The following is a 20,126-nucleotide window of genomic DNA, read 5'->3' as shown; positions in this document are numbered from 1 at the left end:
CCGCAGGCCGGAAGTCAGGGTGTGAACGTGAGACTTGACCGGATCACCTGTTCGTGGGGCACGCCTCGCTCTTGGGTATCTCCACGGCGAATTCCGTGGTCAGAACCGCGGCGTTGACCATGCATCCGTTGGCCATGACCTGGGCCACGCCCGGCTGCCGCTGCAGCTCTTCGACCACTTCCCGCCACAGCGAGCCATCCTTCAGCATGATCCTGAACGATTCAGGCATGTCTTCCGGACTGGTCGCATTGACGAGGGCCTTGTTGTCCTTGAACGATTCCACGAACTTCTGGTAGGCGGACGCCTGGTCCTCGAAGACGTACTTCTCAACCTCGGGCATCTTTCCGATCAGCTTCTCGAGCGCCCGTGTCTGAGCACCTGTTATCCCCTTCCCATGGGCTGGGATCTTGGGGTCGCCGTCCTTGTTGTCCACGCGCTTCGCGCCGCACCCCGGAAGTTGCGTTCCCGTCTTGCACAGAAAGACACTGACATCCGTTTTCTCCTCCTCCGGAGGATGGCCCGCAGCGTAGGGGTTGGACGCCCGATCGATGACGCTCATGACCCCGGGCACCCCCACGAAGGAGGCCATCACCTGCCGCCGGTCAGCTCCTTCCCGGAGCTTGAGCAGGAACGACTGTGGCATGTCCGTGGCCTTCACTGCCTCCAGGATCGCCTGGTTGTCCGCGAATCTGGTGCGGAAGTCGTCGTAGGTGCTCTCCGCACTCGCCCACTGCGAGATGGCGATCTGCGGCTCCAACTCCGCCAGCACCCGCTCGACCCCCTCACGTTGCTCTGGATCGACGGCCCCCTCGCACCGCGTATCCTTCGGCGCCGTGGCCGTACACAGGGCCACGACCAGGTCCGCTTTCTCTCGGGTGATCGCGGTCGCCGCCGCCACCATGCGATCATCGTCGCCGGCGCCGCCGCTCACCATCACGGCGGCCCCCGATCCCACGACCACCACGGCCGCCGCCGCGGCCACCATCCGGAAGTCCACCCGGAGGCGCCGCCGCTCCGATGCCCGCAGCGGCTGCAGTGTGCCGGGGTCAATCGTCTTTCCCGCCTCGGCGAGCGCCTGACGCAGCCTGTCTTCCATCGGACTGTTCATGAGTTCTCCCCAAGCACTCGGGCGAGGGTCGCCAGCCCTCGTGCGATCGTGGACCTCGCCGTGCTCGCGCTGATCCGCATCGTCTCGGCTATCTCCTGGTCGGCGAGGTCGAAGTAGTAGCGCAGCGTCAGCGCCTCCCGCTGCCTGCGTGGCAGGCCGCGCAGCGCGAGGAGGACCTCGCGCCGCTCCTCACCCAGCAGCGCGGCGCTCTCCGCCGACCAGACCGGCGGTTCGTACGGCACCGCCCGCCGGAACACCGTCGCCCGCCTGCGCAACACCGACCGGCACCCGTTGAGCACCGCCGATCGCACGTAGGTCAGCGCCTTGTCGGCATCGCGCAACCTGCCCCGGCCGGCGTGCGTGCGCGCGAAGGCATCCTGCACGACGTCTTCGGCGGTGGCCTGGTCACCGACCATGATGAGCGCCAGCCGCACGAGGCCGACGTGATGCTCGGCGAAGATGGACGCCACGTCGATCCGCTGCCGCGCCAGGACTTCTTGCTGGGTGAGTAGTTCGACTTCCACGTAACAGAGACGCCTGTTGGCCTCATCTGCTGCTTGGGTCACAGGAATATCTTCCACCCCGGGCCAGAAGGTATCCCCGAGCCCGGCTGACCAGCGCCGCTATCCGGGCGCGCACACCTTGTCGTCAGTACGGTTCCGCAACTTGTCGAGCCCGTACTTCACGCTCAGCGTGGCCCTGGCGGTCTGGCACCTGTCGTTCAGTACCTGACTCACCCCCTTCAACCGCGCCAGCCTGAGACTCACCAGGTCCCAGTCGGCCGTGGGCCTGACCGCCAGCCGATACGACTCGGGCATGTCCGAGACTCTGCTCGCCGCCACCAATGCCTCATTGTCGGCGTAGATCTCGGAGAAATTCCGGAAGGCGGTCTTCTTGTCCTCGAAGATGTACGACTCGACCTCGGGCATCCGTTTGATCGACGAGACGATGGCCTTCTTCTCGCGGGACGTCACACGTGCCCCGTCGGCCGCGCCCCGGCCTGTTCCGCAGGCGGGCACGTCAGACCCTTTGCGACACAGGAAAACTGAGACGCCGTGGTCCTTGTGGAAATCCTGCAGGACGACCGGGTCACTGTAGGTCTCGATCTCTTGCACTCCCGGCAGCTTCACGACCGCGGCTCGTACCCGATCCCGGTCAGCCCCTTGCACCATCCGCACCTGGAACGACTCCGGCAAATCCTTCGCCCGAACCGCCTTCAGCAACGCCCCTCTACCGGAGAAGTCCCGCCGAAAGCTCCTGTACGCCGATGGCCGATCGACGAACCGGACCTCCGTCACCTCCGGCACTTTCTCCAGAAGCGCACGGATCCTCCGCTTCTGCCCCGCCGTCGCGTACCGCTGGTGGCAGCCCTTGACGGCCGGCGTGCACAGGAAGACGCTGAGCTCCCATTCGCCGCCCACGACGACCTCAGGCTCGACGATCGCCCCCTCCGCGGGCGGCCCACCCGCGATGACCGGCATCCCCAGCACGGCGACGGCCGCCACACCGGTTAACCAGCGCAGTCCTGCTCTCCGCATCGAACCCCTCACAAAGAAAACGGTCAGTACCACAGAGCCGACGCCATGCTCCAATGCCGCAGAGCCAGCGAAATGCCCTCAAACATCGCCTCAGGGCCGCAGCGCCAGCATCATCGCCTCGACGGCCATCTGCGGATTGACGTTCGCCGCCAGCCGCTCCCTGCACTGCATGATCGCATCGACCCGCCGCAACGTCTCCTCGGGCGTGGACGACTTGGCCAGCTGATCCAGATCGAAACGCACATCATCATTGGCCAGCTCAACCCCGGCAGCCCCGAACTGCATGGCCAGCACGTCCCGATAGAACGACACCATCTCCAGCAGCGCGGCGTCCAGCGAGTCCCGCTTGATCCGCGTGGCCCGCGACTTCTGCCGATCCTCCAACTCCTTCAGGGCCCCGGCCCCACCACGCACCAGCCCCCGGTTGAGCCCCTTGCCGCTGGACCCCTCCCCGTACAACTTGCGCAGCTCCGAGGTCTCGCTCTCGTTCAGCGCGGCCGTGGCGGCGGCGGCCTCCTCCTCGGCGGTCTTCACCAGCCGTTCCGCGGCCGACACGCACTCCCCGACGCCGGTCAGCGTACGCGGGATGCTCAGCACCGCCTCCCGGCGCGTCCTGACCCCCTCGTCCAGAGCCAGGGCGCGCGCCCTGCTGATGTGCCCCTGGGCGGCCCTGGCCGCGAACCTGGCGGTCTCCCACGGCACGCTGTCGCGGGTGGCCAGCACGTGGGCGACCGCCTCAGTGGCGGGGGTGGTCAGGTTGACCACGCGGCATCGCGACCTGATGGTGATCATCAGGTCATCGGGCGCGGGCGCGCACAACAGCCATACGGTACGCGGCGGCGGCTCCTCGATGGCCTTGAGCAGGGCGTTCGCGGCGGATTCCGTGGCACGGTCGGCGTCCTCGAACAGGATGACCCGCCACCGCCCCTGCGTCGGCGCCCCGGCCGCCCGCAGGATCAGCTCCCGGGTCTGCTTGACGCTGTAGGACAGCCCCTGCGGACGTACGGACTCCAGGTCGGGATGCGAGCCGATGAGCACCTGATGGCACTGGTCGCAGTGGCCGCAACCGCCGTCGGGGCACAGCAGCGACGCGGCGAAGGCGCGTGCGGCCTCCTCGCGGCCCGAGCCGGGCGGGCCGGTGAACAGCCACGCGTGCGTCATGCCGGCGCCCCGCCCGCCCGCGACGACCTCGCCCGCCGCCGTCGCAGCTCGCGACAGCACGGCTATCGCCTGGTCCTGCCCCACGAGGTCATCGAAAACCGTCACGCCGTAAGGCTAGTTGCACTTCGCCTCACGAGGGGACGACTAACTGCGGATCGCGGGACAGCTGGCTGCGGATCGCGGGACAGCGGGAAGGTGACAACTAGTCGCGGATCGCGGGCATCGTCCCCGTGATGTCCTCCGACTCCCGCGGCACCGGGTCGGGCAGTATCTCGTGGACCCGGTCGTGGATCTGCCGGGTGATCACGTCCTGCGGCAGCGTGCCGTCCACCACGAGGTACCGCTCGGGCGCCGCCGCGGCCAGCTTGCGGAACTCCTTGCGTACCCGCTCGTGGAACTCCATCGGCTCGGACTCGATCCGGTCGGCCGCGCCGCCCAGACGGGTCAGCCCCACCTCGGGAGGCGTGTCGATGAGCACGGTCAGGTGCGGCACCAGCCCGCCCGTCGCCCACGCGTTGATCTTGGACACGTCATCGGGGCTCAGCGACCGCCCCGCGCCCTGGTAGGCCAGCGAGGAGTCGACATAGCGGTCGGTGACCACGAGCGAGCCCCGGTAGAGCGCCGGCCTGATCACCTTCTCGACGTGCTCGGCCCGGTCGGCGGCGTACAGCAGCGCCTCGGACCGCGCCGACAGCCCGCGCTCGGCCGCGTCGAGCAGGATGGCGCGCAACCGCATGCCCACCTTGGTCGAGCCGGGCTCGCGCGTCTGGACGACGTCGTAGCCCTGGTCGCGCAGCCAGATGGCGAGCAGCCGCGACTGCGTGGTCTTGCCCGATCCCTCGCCGCCCTCGAACGCCACGAACAGCCCCGGCACGTGCTCGACCGCCTCGGCGGGGAACCGCTCGCCGCGCGCCGCCGAGATCAGATCGGCCAGGAGGGGGAAGCCCTTCCTGTCGTCCATGTGCCGCAGCGCCAGCACCCCGACGCCCACCGCCAGGGCGCCGCCGATCACCAGCACCAGGTTGGTGCCGTCGAAACGGTAGCTGAACTCGCCCAGCTCCAGCACGTGCACCCCGAAGAGCGCGGCCAGCGGGTTGGCCACGGCGACCACGAGCAGCAACGTCACCCGCGCCGTGGACTGCAGGAAGGAGAACGTGCGGCCACGCAGCGCGTCCTCGACCTCCAGGCCGATGAGGGTGTAGCCGATGATCCAGGCGATCCCGGCGCACGCCCCCAGCGCCACGGTCAGCATGACCACGATCACCAGGTTGTGGATCAGCGCGATCGCGACCAGCACCAGCCCCGCGACGGTGATGGCCAGCCCGAACAGCCGCCGCCGCGACAACTCGCGCAGCAGCCTGAGGCCGAAGAACATGCCCAGCGCCATGCCGACGAAGACCGCGCCGAACACCACGCCGTACGCCGCGTCGCCACCGCCGAGCGCCACCACGTAGATCTTCGCCACGCCCACGACGGCCCCGCCCGCGGCGAACGCCCCCAGCATGCCGATGATCAGGCCGCGCACCAGCCGGTTGCCGCCGACGAACCGCCAGCCCTCGACGACCTGCTTGAGCACCGAGGGTGTGGAGATCGGCCCCTGCCGGCGCTTGGGGATGTCGCGCAGGGTGAAGATGAGGACGGCCGAGACGAGGTAGGCGCAGGCGTTGACGATCAGGGCCAGGCCCGTGGCGTCCCGGCCCATCAGGAACGGCACCATCCCGGTGACCAGGTCGCCCGCCACGGACAACGCGGCGAACAACATGGCCGCGACGGGCGCGGTGCCGTACGTCACCAGCAGGTTGAGCTGGTTGGCCGACTCCAGTTGCGCCTTGGGCACCAGGTTGGGCACCGTGGCGTCCTTGGCCGGAACCCAGAACAGGTTCACGCACTCGACCAGGACGGTCGCGATGATGACCCACTGGTAGCTGCCCACGAACGGGATCGACAGCACCACCGCGAACCTGGCCAGGTCGGCCGTGAACATCGTCAGCCGCCGGTCGAACCGGTCGGCGAACACCCCGGCGAGCGGCCCCAGCAGCACGGCCGGCAACATCTTGGCGACGAACACGCCGCCGACGGCCAGCGACTGCACGCGGTAGTCACCCTGCGTGAGATTTCCCGCGAGGGCGGTCAGCGCCAGAAGGTTGAGCCAGTCACCCAGACTGCACACCGACATGGCCATCCAGAGCCGTCGGAACGGCGCATTGGCCAGCACATGAGTCGGGCGGCTTCGGCCGAGGGCAGTCATGATTTCAGCGTATCCAGGTGTTGACCGGAAGGGGGGCAGGCTTGAGACGAGCCGGATATTCCCGGCTGCTCGGGGCTGAGAGTATTACGTGATCGGCCTCGGGCGCAGGTTACACACCCCGAATAGGCCCCCAAAAGCGTCATCAATTCATAACTCCGGCCTCTTGCCGCGCCTGTTCCACCAAAGGCCGCCATCCGGATCTGATCTCCTCGGGCAGGGCCAGCTCGTCCCACAAGTCGAGCAGCAGCACGCCGTCCACGTGGCCGAGCACGTCTCCCGGCTCCCCCTGGCACAACAACGCGGTGTAGGCCGCCCGCCGCTCGTCACGGTCGGCCAGGTCGTAGGCCCGGCCGCCGACCCGCACGACGCCCAGCGCCGTCGCGACCGGCAACCGCGGCAGCCGACTGGGCACGTGGAAGGAGCCCCCGTCGCCGGTCGCGTGCGCGGCACACTCGACCTTGGCCTCCAGCACCAACCGGAACCCGGCCGCGTCGAGGATGCGCCCCGCGGTCTCGAGCGTCGGCGACTTCCTGCCGTGCTCGTAGGCCGACAACGTGGTGCGCGAGGTGCCGCTGACCCTGGCCAGCGCCTTCTGGTTGAGGCTCGCGGCGTCCCGGGCCTGCTTGAACAGCAGCCCGCCCCGCCTGGCCCAGGGCGCGATGTCCTGCCCCAGCGCCTGCTCCAACGGCGAACCGGCCGTAACCATGAACCCACCTCCGCAAAGTATCCAGTCGGATACTCTACGCCATTATGGCTGCGCGTGACCAGTGCATTACGACAAGTCAGCGCGCAATTCCAGCATCGTGATCTCCGGCGGGGCCCCGACGCGCACCGGCGGCCCCCAGAAGCCCGCGCCCCTGGTGACGTACACCTGAGTCCCCGACACCGTGGCCAGCCCCGAGACCACCGGCTGCTGCAACCCCACCACCAGGTTGAACGGCGCCATCTGCCCTCCATGCGTGTGACCGGAGAGCTGCAGGTCCACGCCGTGCCGAGCGGCCTCGGCGACCTGGACGGGCTGGTGCGCGAGCAGCACCGTGGAGCGGCTGGTGTCGCGCCCGCCGAGCGCCTTGCCGAAGTCGGGGCCGTCGCCGCCGGCCGCGCCGCCCACGTCGTTGACCCCGGCCAGGTCCAGCACGGCGCCCTGGTGCTTGATCTCCACGCGCTCGTTTCGCAGAGAGCGTACGCCGAGCTCCCCCAGCTCCTCGATCCACTCACCGGGGCCCTCGGCCGTGAAGTACTCGTGGTTACCGGTCACGAAATATGCCCCGTAGCGGGACTCAAGGTTCTTCAGTGGCCGCGCCAGCGCCCCGAGCTGGGCCACCGACCCGTCCACCAGGTCGCCCACGATCGCCACCACGTCGACCTCGAGCCCGTTGATCATGCGGACGATCCGCTCGGTGTGCCCGATTCCGGTCAGCGGCCCCAGGTGAATGTCGCTCACCACGGCGAACCGCAGGCCGCCGAGCCGCGGATCCAGCTTCGGGAGCGTGACCCTGACCGGCGCGATCACGGGGTCGCCCAGCGCGCTCGTGAGGCCGTACCCGACCGTCCCCAGCGCGCTCACCCCGGCGACGGCGGCGGTGGCCCGCCCGAGAAAAAGCCGCCTGCTCATGGGCACGATCCCCGGCGAAGGCGAAGGCGGCGGTGCCGAAGGCCCGGCCGCCACCGGAACGGGCTCAGGCGCCCGCCGCAGCGCGACCGCCGCCACAGCCCGCGGGACCTCCAGCACGAGCAGCGCGATGACCAGGTAGAACATCACCGCCAGCCAGAGGTACCCCGGCCAGGCCGGCCAGCCCTCCAGGCCCATCCTGGTGCCCACCATCGTGAACACGAGCATCCCGAGCAGGGCGACCAGCCCCCAGGTCAGGGACCTGCGCAGCCGCCCTGGGCCGGCCGTCGTATGGCGCACCAGCCGGAGCCACAGATACCAGTGCACGACCAGCACCAGGCCCAGGAAGACGAAGACGAACACACTGTCGATGCTACTTCCGGCGACCGTCGCACGCGGCCGCCGGAAACACGGACTCCGCTAGGACTTGGCCGCGGGCTTCTTGGCCGGGGCCTTCTTCGCGGGAGCCTTCTTGGTGGTGCCCTTCTTGGGCGCCGGCGCCCGCTCACGCCGCTCGGCCAGCAGTTCGGCGGCCCGCTCGATCGTGATGTCCTCGACCGTGTCGCCCTTGCGCAGGGACGCGTTCGTCTCGCCGTCGGTCACGTACGGGCCGAAACGCCCCTCCTTGACCACCACGGGCTTCTTGGAGTTGGGGTCGTCGCCCAGCTCCCGCAGCGGCGGCGCCGCCGCGGCCCGCCCCCGCCCGCGCTGCTTGGGCTGCGCGAACAGCTCCTTCGCCTGCTCGATCGTGACCGTCAGCAGGTCGTCCTCGGAGGCCAGCGAACGCGAGTCGGTGCCCTTCTTCAGGTACGGACCGAACTTCCCGTTGTGCGCCGCGACCTCCTCGCCGTCCAGCTGTCCCACGACCCGCGGGATCGTCAGCAGCTTGAGCGCGTCCTCCAGCGTGATCGTGTCCAGCGACATCGTCTTGAACAGCGAGCTCGTACGCGGCTTCGGCGCATCGGCCTTCTTCGTACGCCGTTTGGGAGCGTCCTCGTCGGCGGCCGGCTCCGGCAGGACCTCGGTCACATAAGGCCCGAACCGCCCGTCCTTGGCCACGATCATGTGCCCGGTCGCCGGATCGTTCCCGAGCTCCCGATCGCCCGTGGGCCGCGAGAACAGCTCCTCGGCCTTCTCCGCCGTCAGCTCGTCGGGCGTCATGTCCTCGGGCACGTTGACCCGGGTGCCCTCCCTGTCCAGGTAAGGCCCATAACGCCCGACCCGCAGGACGATGTCCGACCCCCTGACCGGGAACGAGCTGATCTCCTTGGCGTCGATGTCGCCCAGGTCGGTGACCATCTCCTTCAGGCCCTCGTCGCCGTCGGCGCCGTAGTAGAAGCGCTGCAGCTCCGGCACCCGCTCCGCCCGGTCGTTGGCGATGTCGTCGAGCACCTTCTCCATCTCGGCCGTGAAGTCGTAGTCGACCAGGTTCCCGAAATGTTGCTCCAGCAGGTTGACCACGGCGAACGCGAGGAACGACGGCACCAGCGCGGTGCCCTTCTTGAACACGTACCCGCGGTCGAGGATGGTCCCGATGATCGAGGCGTACGTCGAAGGACGCCCGATCTCCCGATCCTCCAGCTCCTTGACCAGCGACGCCTCGGTGTAACGCGCGGGCGGCTTGGTCGAGTGAGCGGCCACGTCGAGCCGCGACACGGTGAGCGCGTCGCCCTCCTGCAGGTTGGGCAGGCGCTTCTCGGAGTCGTCGCGGTCGGTCGAGGGGTCGTCGGCCCCTTCGACGTACGCCTTCAGGAACCCGTAGAACTTGATCGTCCGGCCGGACGCGCTGAACTCGACGTCCTCCCCGGCCGACGACCTGCCGGCCACCTTCACGGTGATCGACTCGCCGACCGCGTCCTTCATCTGGGAGGACACGGTGCGCTGCCAGATCAGCTCGTACAGGCGGAACATGTCGCCATTCAGCCCGGTCTCGCCCGGCGTGCGGAACTCCTCGCCCGAGGGCCGGATCGCCTCGTGGGCCTCCTGCGCGCTCTTGACCTTGCTGGAGTAGACGCGGGGCTTGTCGGGCACGTACGCGGCGCCGTACAACTTGATCGCCTGTGAACGCGCGGCCGCGATCGCGGTGTCCGACAGCGTGATGCTGTCGGTTCGCATGTAGGTGATGAAGCCCTGCTCGTAGAGCCGCTGCGCGACCTGCATCGTGTACTTCGCGGAGAAGCCCAGCTTCCGGCTGGCCTCCTGCTGCAATGTGGTCGTCCGGAACGGCGCGTACGGCTTACGCGTGTACGGCTTGCGCTCGACGGACTTGACCGCGAACGACGTCTCCCGCAACCTGCCGGCCAGTTCCCCCGCCGCGGCCTCGGTCAGGTGCAGCACGTTGGCCGTCTTGAGCTGCCCGGTGCTGGCGAAGTCGCGCCCCTGCGCGACCCGCTTGCCGCCGACCGTGTTCAGCGTGGCGGTGAAGTCGCGCGGACGCTCCTCGGGCTTGTTGGAGTCGAACAGCGCCTGCAGGTCCCAGTAGTGGGCAGGGGTGAACGCCATGCGCTCGCGTTCGCGCTCCACCACCAGCCGCGTCGCCACCGACTGCACCCGGCCCGCCGACAACCTCGGCTTGACCTTCTTCCACAGGACGGGGCTGACCTCGTAGCCGTAGAGGCGGTCGAGGATGCGCCTGGTCTCCTGGGCGTCCACGAGCCGGAGGTTCAGATCACGCGGGTTGGCCACGGCGTCCCTGATCGCCTGCGGAGTGATCTCATGGAAGACCATGCGGTGCACGGGGACCTTGGGCTGCAGCACCTCGCGCAGGTGCCAGGCGATGGCCTCGCCCTCGCGGTCCTCGTCAGTGGCCAGGTAGAGCTCGTCAGCGTCCTTCAACAGTTGCCGCAGCTTGCTGACCTGCGACCTTTTGTCAGGGTTGACGACGTACAGTGGTTCGAACTCGTGCTCAACATTCACACCGAGGCGGGCCCACGGCGCCCCCTTGAACTTCTCGGGGATGTCGTCGGCCTTCTCCGGCAGGTCACGGATGTGACCGATGCTGGACTCGACCATATAGCCGGCACCGAGGTATTCCTTGATCGTCTTCGCCTTGGCGGGCGACTCGACGATCACCAGGCGTGTTCCACCGGTGCTGCCGTTGTTGGCTGGCACGCTGCTTCCTACCTCACTGTTCGCTTGCAATCCCCCTACCGGGAGTCGGCACAGATCTGAAAGGTAACCCGACTCGCGGAAATTTCCTTCCCCCGGGCTACCCACTAGCTTCCGGGTCCACCCACAAGCACGCAGAATAAGGCCCAGCGAGCGGCATGGCGCCCTGACTCACCCTGGAGACTAATCGTTGTGCTCGACTACTCCTACATGGATATCTTCATTCCGCGCGACCTCACCCGCGAAGCAGCACGTCAACTGCTCACCGAACACGCAGAGTACGGACGGTGGGAGCTGGCCCGCGTGCGGGTGTACTCCGACGGCAGCCGTCACGTACGCCTGCGCCGTAAAGTCATGCGAGTACGCAGCACGCTCTGAACGCGGACATGGCTTTGCCCGCCCCGGGCCGCGCCCCCGGAACGGGCAAAGCGTTCTACCGGCGACTACTCACAGGCAGTGAGCAGCAGCCCTTCTGTGTTACGTACTACCTGATTTCCCTGGTTCCGGCCGAACCGGAACCAGCGGGTTCCCTCGTTGCGGTCGAACCGGAACCGGCGGGTTCCCTGGTCGCGGTCGAACCGGAACCAGCGGGTCCCCTCGTTCCGGCCGAACCGGAACCGGCGAGTTCCCTAGTCGCGGCCGAACCGGAATCGGCGGGCACCCGCGAACAGCGTCGCCGAGGCCGCCAGCAGCGAGCCGAGCAGCAGCGCGAGCACGGAGTTCGCGTTCATGCCGGTCACGCCGGCGGGCTGCTCGGCGCTCATCAGGCCGACGCTGCCGACCGGCAGGGTGCGGGTGGTCGAGTTGACCACGCCGCCCGCCGGGGTGGAGTTGACCAGCTTGGTGGCCGGGTCCAGCGCGGAGACCGGGCCGGAGGGCGCGTTGCGGGTCTTGCCGTCTACCGGAGCGGACGCGGGCATGCGCTTCGGCGAGCCCGGAGCCTGGTGGCTGGGAGCCTGGGGGGTCTGGGCCTGGCCGGGCAGACCGGGCAGTTCGGGCAGCTTCGGCAGGCCGAGGCCGCCGGAGAGGTCGCCGACCGCGGGGACCTGCTTCGTGAGGTCGGTGACGTTGGCCACACCTTCGGCCGGCTTGGCGACCTCGCCGAGGCCATCCAGCCCCTTGCTGACGCCGCTCGCACCCGGGATCTGCCCGGTGAGCTCGCTCGGGTTGCCGAGGCCCTGAACCTGCTTGGCGACCCCGCCGACCTGGCTGCCGACCTGGCCGACCTGGCCACCGACCGCCTGGGCGTCGCCGAGGACGGGCAGGTTGGGCGTGATGGGCAGCAGCCCGCCCTTGGCCGCCGCGTACTTGCTGTTGGATCGGGCGAAACGCTCGAACCCGTCGGGACGCTCGTACCCCGGCCTGCCGACGTGCGAGCCGCCGAGGCACCCTGCGGCGGCGTCACCCAGGACGGCCGCGGCGTTCCCGCAGACGTTGGCCGGCACGGAGATCGGCGCGACGGCCTGGTTGCCCGACCCCACGCCACCGGCGCCGGAGGTGCGGTTGTTGCCCCCACCGGGCCCGTTCTGCGGCCAGACGCCCGTGCCGCCCGTGCAGCGGGCCTGGGACGCGCCGAGCACGGCCGCGGCGTTGCCGCAGACGTTGACCGGAACGCTCACGGGCGCGATCGCCTGGTTGCCCGACCCCACCCCACCGGCTCCCGAGGTACGGTTGCCGCCGGAGTACCTGCCCGGGTTCTTCACGGTGGCGCCGCCCTTGCAGCCGGCGAAGGCGTGGCCCAGCACGGCCGCTGCGTTCCCGCAGACGTCGATCGGCGCGCTCACGGGCGCGACCGCCTGGTTGCCGCTCAGCACACCACCGGCACCCGAGGTACGGTTGCCGCCCGCGCCGCTGTTGGAGACGGTCGCGCCGCCCTTGCAGCCGGCGGCGGCGTTCCCCACGGCGTTGCCGCAGACGTCGACCGGCAGGCTGACCGGCGCGATGACCTGGTTCCCGCTGCCGGCCCCGAAGCGCCCGTCGGTGTCGTTGCCGCTCGAACCCGCGGCCTGGTGCTGCGCGGTCCGGTAACGGTTGCCGGGGCCGCCGTTGTTGGTCACGGTCGAACCGCCCCTGCAGCCGGCGAACGCCCGTCCGACCACGGCCACCGAGTTGCCACAGATGTTGATCGGCGCGCTGATCGGCGCGATGACCTGGTTCCCGCCGAGCACACTGCCGTTACCAGAGGTACGGTTGCCGCCCGGACCCCGGCCGGTGTTGAAGACGTTGGCGCCGCCGGTGCAGCCCGCCGTCGAGTCGCCGAAGATGGCCACCGCGTTGCCGCAGGCGTTCAACGGCGCGCTGATCGGCGCGGTGACCTGGTTGCCGCCGAGCACGCTGCCGTTGCCCGAGGTCTGGTTACCGCCGGCGCCGCCCCTGCCCTGCGTGCGGACGGTGGCCCCGCCCTTGCAGCCCGCGTCGGACTTGCCGATCAGGGAGACCGCGTTGCCACAGGCGTTGATCGGCACGCTGACCGGCGCGTTCACCTGGTTGCCGCCGCCGACGGATCCGTTGCCCGAGGTGCGGTTGGGGATGCCCCCACGGCCCTCGTTCACGACCTCGGCGCCGCCCTGAGAGGTGGCCTCCGACTTGCCGACCACGCCGACGGAGTTGCCGCTGATGTCGATCGGCACGGAGATCGGCAGGTCGGCCTGGTTGCCGCCGGCGACTGACCCGTCGCCGGAGGTGTCGGCCAGCGCGGTACCGCCGCCGAAGGACATTACGGCCACGGCGAGCAGAGCCGCCGGGCTCGATGCTTTAACCCACGTTCGCATGATGAATGCTCCTTGTGGTTCTTGGGGGGATTACCTGAACGGTCCGCGGGCCACCCGAGGCCGCGTGAGGGTGTGTCATGCGGTGTGGTGTGAGAGGTCTGTGCTGTCGCGTGTCGTCGCGCACTTACGTGAATCCACGCGTCTTCACGTGTTTTCACGCGGCTCAACGTGCTCAGGTGCGAGCGAAGCCGTACGCTTTCGCGCCGAGCTTCACGTATCCCCACCTACGCGCGTATCCCCACCTACGCTTCACGCACCTGCACGTCGAACTCCGCGCCTTGCGACGTCGAACTCCGCGCCTCGCGACGCTTCTTAGCTCTCCGTCTTGAGACGTCGAACTCCACGCCTACCGACACCGAGCCCTCCGCCTTGAGACGTCGAGCTCCACGCCTTGCGACGCTTCTGAGCTCTCTGCCATGTGACGTCGAACTCCACGCCTACCGACGCTGAGTCCTCCGCCTTGCGACGCCGAGCTTCGCGCGCTCTTCACGCAACCTCACGTGCTCTCGCACAACCCCACGCGCACACGCACAACCTCACGCGTACAGCGGAATAACCTCGGGTTTCGCGAACCAACCGAACTGAGGTGTTCGGCCGCGGACGGAGGGACTACATGCCACGCTCCGCCGCATCTACCGCTTGGAATGCGCCGCCGGCTGACTCCGTACTCGATCAGCTCCGGCCGACGCCCGGGGGCGGGGATCAGTCAGGTGAGAAAGAGGGGTCGTCCGCCGCTGTGCGGACGATAGGGGGAAGCAGACGCGCCAGGGGGACGCGTCCAGCCTGGGGCCGCGGGTCAAACACAGACCTCGCGACCTCCCCGGACCCGGAGGGACCACTGCCGCCGCCATTTGGCACCAGACTGCCGGTGTCGAGAATCTTGCCGGCGTCGGAAGGCGGTGGAAGACCAGGGTCCCGCTGGCTGTTGAGACCGTTGACCGTACGTCCGGCCATGGCCTCGGCGTTGTCCGACGCCGAGGCACGGTCGGGAGTATCGGCACCATCCGGAGCCGAGGCACGGTCGGAACCGGTGAGGGACTGATGCGCGGCCCCTGTCAGCTCCGCTCCAGTCACCGCGGTGGCGTCCGCGGCCGCCGGAGCGGCGGTGAGCATGCCGAACACAACAGCAAGCAGCCACCCGGCGGCCACCAGGGCGCCAATCGCGACTGCCCGCACGACGCTCCGACGGGCACCGGCCGCGAACCGCGCCATCCGGTCACCCTGATCGGTGGTCACGTCCTGCGCCGGGACAGTCACGCGCGGGCGGCACGCAGCACGGGCCACAACCCTCATCTGTCGCACCGCCTCGCGCGTCACATGCCCTCCCGAGCTCCAGAACCGGCCTCACGTCGTGAGGCCGGTCCGTGGACTCACCCCTCAACAGTCCGTAACTGTAGCGCCACCCAAGGTTGTCGCAAGGCCCTTTCGCCCAGGAACCAGAAATTCATCAAGCCCCCATCCCCCAAACCCACCACAACCACCCCAACCCCCAGCCCTCCACTCCAAGAAGACCCCATCCGGAGCTCCAGACGGGCCCATGAGTCGGTGATGAGGGAGGACTCTGACGGCGTGCGGATTCTTGGTATGACGCACCCCTCAGAGTTTGCTAACCTTACTGAGCCGACGCGGGATGACGGTCTCGCGTGCAGGCACCAAGTCCGGGTGGCGGAATAGGCAGACGCGCTAGCTTGAGGTGCTAGTGCCCAGTGATGGGCATGGGGGTTCAAGTCCCCCCTCGGACACATTTTCGTACATGATCGCCCAAGCTCAGCTTGGGCGATCACTGCGTTTCTGGCCGGTTCGTAGGACAGACGCAGACCCAGCTCGGCGTACACCTCGGCCTTGTCCTTCGGGTCCGCGTTACGGAGTGTCCCGCGCAGGTCTCCGACCCTGGCAACCATCTCGGCTATCTCCTCTTCGTTGAGTCGTTTCGGGATCTTGCTCATCACCTTGTCCAGGCGCATCTGCTCGACCTTCCGCTTCGCCTCGGTCTCGGCGATCCACCCGGCGACCACAGCCGGGTCGCTCCCCGCATCGACGAGAGCGCGATAGGAGGTCAGCTTGCGCTCACACTCGGCCACGGTTTGGCGGATGGTTTCGAGTTCCGCCAGGCGGTGGTCGTCGGCGAGCTGGGCGTTGGACATCGCCCGGATGGTGTCCGGCAGGTGCTCAGGGTCGAAGGTCATGGCCAGCCAAGCGTCGAGAGGCTCGACGATCAGTTCCTCTCTGACGTAGACCGAGCGTGGATGGTCGAGCTGGTTGACCCGCGCGTACTCACGCGGGAAGACGCAGCGATAGTGCGCCTTGTCGTTGTTCCAACTGCCTTGCATGCGCCGCTCACAGAGACCGCAGAAGAGCAGCCCTCGGAAGATGTACGGACGGGGAGTCCGGCGCGGCTTACGACCTTCCTGCGCACGTCCAGGAGCCGCCAGTAGTGCCTGAACCTGGGCGAAGGTGTCATCGTCCACCAGCGCCTCATGGGCGGCCTGCTGGGACCAGATCCAGTTGTCGGAGTCGTTCCAGCGGAGCTTGGTCATGTGGCCGAGGGCGATGTCGTTGACATCGATGAGCACCTCGTCCTTACGCTGCCGGTTCCAGACCTGCCGGCCGGTGTAGCGAGGGTTGAGCAGGATCGCCCGGACCGCCGCCTTGGACCAGGCGATCCCGCTGCGGTGGCGGTTCCTGGCCCGGTCGTAAGCCGAGGGGCAGAGGATGCCGTCGCGGGTCAGCCCCTCCGCGATGGCGAACAGCCCCTTGCCCCCGAGGAACTCGGCGAAGATGCGCTGCACCACGGGACCGGTAAGAGGGTCCGGCTCAAGACGGCGAAGGCGCTTGCCGTCGGCCGCCTTGGAAGGGTTGGGATGCGGGCCGACATCGACCAGGCGGTATCCGTAAGGTGGGCGCCCTCCGAGATAGCGCCCCTCCACCTGCGCCAGCGCCGCCATCGAGGAGCGCACCCTCAGCTTGATCCGGTTGCGCTCGCCCTTACTGATCCCTCCGAACATCGACATGATCAGCTCGTGGGCTTCATTGGCCGGATCGATGGGCCCGCCGATCTCGGGCACCCACAGCGGGACGTCGAAGTGCTCGAAGAGTGGGAAGGTCAGCCCGAACTGGTTGCCGTAGAAGGCTCGCTGCGGTTCACCGACCACGACGGCGTCGAACCCTCGTGCGGGGTTACTCAGCTCGTCCAGCAGTGCCCCGGCCTGCGGCCTTCGCTGCGGTGGGATCGATCGTGACTTGTCGATGTCGAAGAACTCCGCGACGATGACGCCGCCGTGGGGCTCGATCAACGCCCGTGATCGGGATAGCTGCCAGTTCCTCGACGAGGTGGGGTCCTGGTTGTCCTCTGTGGACACCCTTCCCCAGAAGGCGAATCGGGTCATTCAGTGTTCCTCTCTTTCTGCTGACGTTCTGCAGCTCGCTTCAGAAGAATCCGCAGGAGCATGCGTGCTGCTCCAGCGGTCAGGGACGGACACGTCTCAGGGACCTCCACTCGCAGCTCGTGTTGCTCGGAACCCCGGTTACCGGTCCGCGAGCGTGCGGGCCCTGCAGGGTATGCCTTCGAGCTTGTTTCCAGAGGCCCTGAGCAGGCCCTTTGTGGCTGATCAGACACCCCGGCCCCCAGCCTCGGTGAGGCGGGTACGAGCCAGGTCGCAGTAGTCGACGTTGAGCTCGATGCCGGAGAAGGTGCGGCCGAGTTGCCGGGCGGCAATGCCGGTCGTGCCGCTGCCCATGAACGGGTCCAGGACCTTGCCACCGGGGCGGCAGCCGGCGGCAATGGCCTTGAGCGGGATGTCGATCGGGAAGGCCGCGAAGTGCGCCGCCCGTAGTGGACGGGTGGAGATCGACCAGACGTCTCCTGGGTTCTTGCCGTCCGGGTGGGCGGCGGCATGCCGTCTTCCTGTGGGGCACATTGCCGCTCCGTAGCGGGGGCCTGCCGCGTCGCCGTTCTTGCCGGGTGGCGGCCAGGCGGTGGCAATGCTGTTCGGCTTGTTGCCGCCCGAGCGGCTCCTCCTGCTGATCGGGCGGTCTCCTGTGTACGGCTCCCGGATCGGATCCAGGTCGAACCGGTAGTGCCGCTCTTTGACCAGCAGGAAGATCAGCTCGTAGCGGTTGGACAGTCGGTCCCGGACGGACTGCGGCATCGCGTTCGGCTTGTGCCAGACGATCGCGTTTCGCAGGATCCAGCCGTCGTCTTGTAGCGCGAAGGCCACCCGCCAAGGCATGCCGAGCAGGTTCTTCGGCGGCACCGACTGGCGGGCCTTGGGGCGTACGAGCGGCTGGCGGTGGTTGTAGTCGGCTCCGCGGGCGCAGCCGTCGGAGTTGGCGGCGTAGACATCACCCAGGTTGAGCCAGCAGGTGCCATCGTCCGCCAAGACCCTGCGAGCCTCCGCGAAGGTGTCCCGTAGGGTGTCCATGTACGCCCAGATCGTGGGTTCCTGGCCGTATTGACCGTCGCAATAGTGCCGCAGCCCCCAGTACGGCGGGCTGGTGACGATGCAGTCCACCGAAGCTGCGGGCATCTCGGCCAGCACCTGGCGTGCGTCGCCGTGGTAGATGGCCGCCTGCTCGTCGCTCCAGTACGGCTCGCGTAGAACAGTCATCGGCGACCCCCGACCGTGCTGGCCTCCCACACCACGCGGATCGCGCCATGAGATGTACAGGTCTGCCCAATGGGACGGAAGCCGGCGGCGTCCAGGCTGGTGCCGAGCTCGTTCGGCCAGGTGTAGACGATCAGATGCCGATAGCCAGCCGCGTGGGCTGCCTTTCGGGCTGCGCCCAGTAGGGCTGAGCTGGCGTTGGGCGTGCCATCGGTGGACAGGCAGGCGAGCTCGGCCGTTCCATCGACATCCCCGTCGACGACGAACACAACGCCCACCAAGGTTCCGTTGCCGGTTCGAGCTCCGAGGACAATTTCAACCTCGGACGGTGGGGCGAGGTGGTGGTGCGTCCAGGCGGTGAAAGCCCGTGCTGTCTGGATCGCGACCGGAGAAACCGTCAGACACTGGCCACGCCGCTTGATCGAAACGGAAAGTCCGTCGGTGTAAATCTCATTACGAATCTCCATGGTTGTTGTCGGGACACATTTCCGGATGCGTGCCGCCAGAAGTCGCAGCGACGACCCTGAGCGGCAGTGACCAGGCAAGCAGCGGGCTCAGAATCCGCTCAGAAGCTCGGCAACACGCCCCATATGACCGCTTCGCCTGTTGTGGGGATCGCTCAGAAACGCGAGGTTCTGACGAATTTCTGAGCAGCCTCCCAGTGGGATTCTCAGCCGTTTCTGAGGCGGTGCGTAGACCGGTTTCGAGACCACAGAGATTCATCTCGACCGGAGTACGACATGAGCGCTCGTCGCCCTGCTGAATCGCCATTGGACACCGCGGAGACCTCGTTCCGGCTGCTGACCACCGGCCCGGGAAGCCTGGCCCTGGACTGCACCGCCCTTGCGCCCGGTCTGCCCCGAGGACCGATCGTGCTGCTGCAGCTGCGCGAGCTGCTCACCAGCAATGAGATCACCGATGACGTACGAGACGCCGTCTGGCGAGAGCTGGTCGTGCGAGCCCGTCACTCCGGACCGTCATGGACGGTCGCGGCTGTAGGCATGGCGATGCCCCCGCTTCGCCGGATCGCGCTCTCACTGACCCGTGATCTGCCCTGCGGGGATCCGGTGGACATCGACATCGCGGTCCTGGCGGGCTTCCTCCGTGGGCTGCACCGGGTAGACACCCACTTGACGGGCATCCGTCCGCGCCTGTGTGAAGCCGCGCACTGGTCGGGAGAGCGCGCTCGCCGCTACATCGTCGATAGGGCTCCGGCGGGTGAGCGACCGACGCCACTGCGCCCCTGGTATCACCCCGAAGTGGTGCTGATCGACGCCATCGCCGACGGCGTTCTCAGCGAACACGAGGCCGAACTCATCAGCCTGACCCGGCTGGAGCCCGCACCTCTGCGCCCTTCGGATCCAACCCACAAGCCGTCCCCCACAGACATGGCTCTGCTGCACGAACTGTGCCGGCGGGCCACTGATCCCCCCACCGCTTCCCCACTTCCAGGGAACGCGCCCACAACTTCCGCGCGGAGCCAGGCAACACCGGATGCAGACACAGCAACCGACAGTAAAGGAGGCGGGGACACTGACCCTGGCCCCGCGCGGATCTCTCCCAACCACCCGTCCGTAGCCGGGCGGGCCAAACGGCGGCAACCGGCACGGCAGCCACGGCAGCGGAAGTACCACCTACGAGGCATGGCCGCCTCTCTCATTGCCGCAGCGGCAATCGCCGCACTGCTGATTGCCGCAGTGGCAACCAAGGCACTCGCCGCCGCCGACGCGGCGGCTGCCGCTCCCGCGAATCTGAACACGGTGTTCACCAACCTGCGGAACTGGCTGATCGGGCTGCTGGCCACCCTGGCAACGCTCATGCTCACGATCGGCGGGCTCCGCTACCTGATCGCAGGCGGTGACCCCGGGGAGATCCAGAAGGCCAAGGGTGCCCTGAAGGCGGCGGCCTTCGGCTACGCCCTGGCCGTGCTGGCACCGCTGTTCATGAGCGTGCTCAAGCGAATCGTGGGCGAGTGA

13 protein-coding genes, 1 tRNA gene and 1 pseudogene are annotated in these 20,126 nt (G+C 68.2%); 3 read left to right on the top strand and 12 right to left on the bottom strand.

What is annotated here, in order from left to right:
* Positions 1-43: 43 nt before the first annotated feature.
* The 8 genes from AB0I81_RS39860 to topA all read right to left on the bottom strand — a co-directional run bounded on the left by AB0I81_RS39860 (position 44) and on the right by topA (position 10,778).
* Positions 44-1,108, bottom strand: a complete 1,065-nt coding sequence (locus tag AB0I81_RS39860) for a permease-like cell division protein FtsX (RefSeq protein ID WP_360668367.1) — start codon at positions 1,106-1,108, stop codon at positions 44-46.
* On the bottom strand, positions 1,105-1,632 hold the full coding sequence (locus tag AB0I81_RS39855) for a SigE family RNA polymerase sigma factor (protein WP_360668364.1): 528 nt from the start codon (positions 1,630-1,632) through the stop codon (positions 1,105-1,107). The genes AB0I81_RS39860 and AB0I81_RS39855 overlap by 4 nt, the downstream gene beginning before the upstream one ends.
* 99 nt (positions 1,633-1,731) lie before the next feature.
* Entirely contained in the window at positions 1,732-2,613 is an 882-nt protein-coding gene (locus AB0I81_RS39850) for a permease-like cell division protein FtsX (RefSeq protein ID WP_360668361.1), read from the bottom strand.
* Positions 2,614-2,736: 123 nt separating this feature from the next.
* Positions 2,737-3,912, bottom strand: a complete 1,176-nt coding sequence (locus tag AB0I81_RS39845) for a DNA polymerase III subunit delta' (RefSeq protein ID WP_360668358.1) — start codon at positions 3,910-3,912, stop codon at positions 2,737-2,739.
* A 97-nt stretch (positions 3,913-4,009) separates the two neighbouring features.
* Positions 4,010-6,055 carry a dTMP kinase gene (gene tmk / locus AB0I81_RS39840; RefSeq protein WP_360668355.1) on the bottom strand — a complete coding sequence of 682 codons (2,046 nt, stop codon included), beginning with the start codon at positions 6,053-6,055 and terminating at the stop codon, positions 4,010-4,012.
* Between the two features lie 142 nt (positions 6,056-6,197).
* Entirely contained in the window at positions 6,198-6,761 is a 564-nt protein-coding gene (locus AB0I81_RS39835) for a helix-turn-helix transcriptional regulator (protein ID WP_360668352.1), read from the bottom strand.
* Between the two features lie 66 nt (positions 6,762-6,827).
* Positions 6,828-8,030: a metallophosphoesterase gene (locus AB0I81_RS39830; protein WP_360668350.1), complete on the bottom strand. Its 1,203-nt coding sequence runs from the start codon at positions 8,028-8,030 to the stop codon at positions 6,828-6,830.
* A 57-nt stretch (positions 8,031-8,087) separates the two neighbouring features.
* Entirely contained in the window at positions 8,088-10,778 is a 2,691-nt protein-coding gene (gene topA / locus AB0I81_RS39825; RefSeq protein ID WP_360668348.1) for a type I DNA topoisomerase, read from the bottom strand.
* 189 nt (positions 10,779-10,967) lie between these two features.
* Between topA and AB0I81_RS39820 the strand changes: the two genes are divergently transcribed.
* Positions 10,968-11,153, top strand: a complete 186-nt coding sequence (locus tag AB0I81_RS39820; protein WP_360668345.1) for a DUF5703 family protein — start codon at positions 10,968-10,970, stop codon at positions 11,151-11,153.
* Positions 11,154-11,404: 251 nt separating this feature from the next.
* Here AB0I81_RS39820 and AB0I81_RS39815 read toward each other — a convergent pair whose 3' ends face one another.
* Positions 11,405-13,492 (bottom strand): chaplin family protein, encoded by a 2,088-nt coding sequence (locus tag AB0I81_RS39815; protein ID WP_360669093.1) that lies wholly within the window; start codon positions 13,490-13,492, stop codon positions 11,405-11,407.
* Between the two features lie 1,710 nt (positions 13,493-15,202).
* Between AB0I81_RS39815 and AB0I81_RS39810 the strand changes: the two genes are divergently transcribed.
* A tRNA-Leu gene (locus AB0I81_RS39810) sits at positions 15,203-15,288 on the top strand.
* 531 nt (positions 15,289-15,819) lie between these two features.
* Here the strand turns inward: AB0I81_RS39810 and AB0I81_RS39805 are convergent.
* The 3 genes and pseudogenes from AB0I81_RS39805 to AB0I81_RS39795 all read right to left on the bottom strand — a co-directional run.
* A pseudogene (locus tag AB0I81_RS39805) lies at positions 15,820-16,932 on the bottom strand (recombinase family protein); the annotation flags it as partial.
* A 222-nt stretch (positions 16,933-17,154) separates the two neighbouring features.
* A complete protein-coding gene (locus AB0I81_RS39800; protein WP_360668342.1) occupies positions 17,155-18,153 on the bottom strand; it encodes a site-specific DNA-methyltransferase in 999 nt (332 codons plus the stop codon).
* On the bottom strand, positions 18,150-18,617 hold the full coding sequence (locus AB0I81_RS39795; protein ID WP_360668339.1) for an XF1762 family protein: 468 nt from the start codon (positions 18,615-18,617) through the stop codon (positions 18,150-18,152). The genes AB0I81_RS39800 and AB0I81_RS39795 overlap by 4 nt, the downstream gene beginning before the upstream one ends.
* Before the next feature lie 273 nt (positions 18,618-18,890).
* Here AB0I81_RS39795 and AB0I81_RS39790 point away from each other — a divergent pair, with 273 nt between their 5' ends.
* Positions 18,891-20,126 carry a hypothetical protein gene (locus AB0I81_RS39790; protein WP_360668336.1) on the top strand — a complete coding sequence of 412 codons (1,236 nt, stop codon included), beginning with the start codon at positions 18,891-18,893 and terminating at the stop codon, positions 20,124-20,126.

It is taken from the genome of Nonomuraea sp. NPDC050404 (assembly GCF_040655495.1).
Taxonomy (GTDB): Bacteria; Actinomycetota; Actinomycetes; order Streptosporangiales; family Streptosporangiaceae; genus Nonomuraea.
The sequence above is the reverse complement of the archived record's forward strand: the minus strand, read 5'-3'. Positions and strand labels throughout refer to the sequence as shown.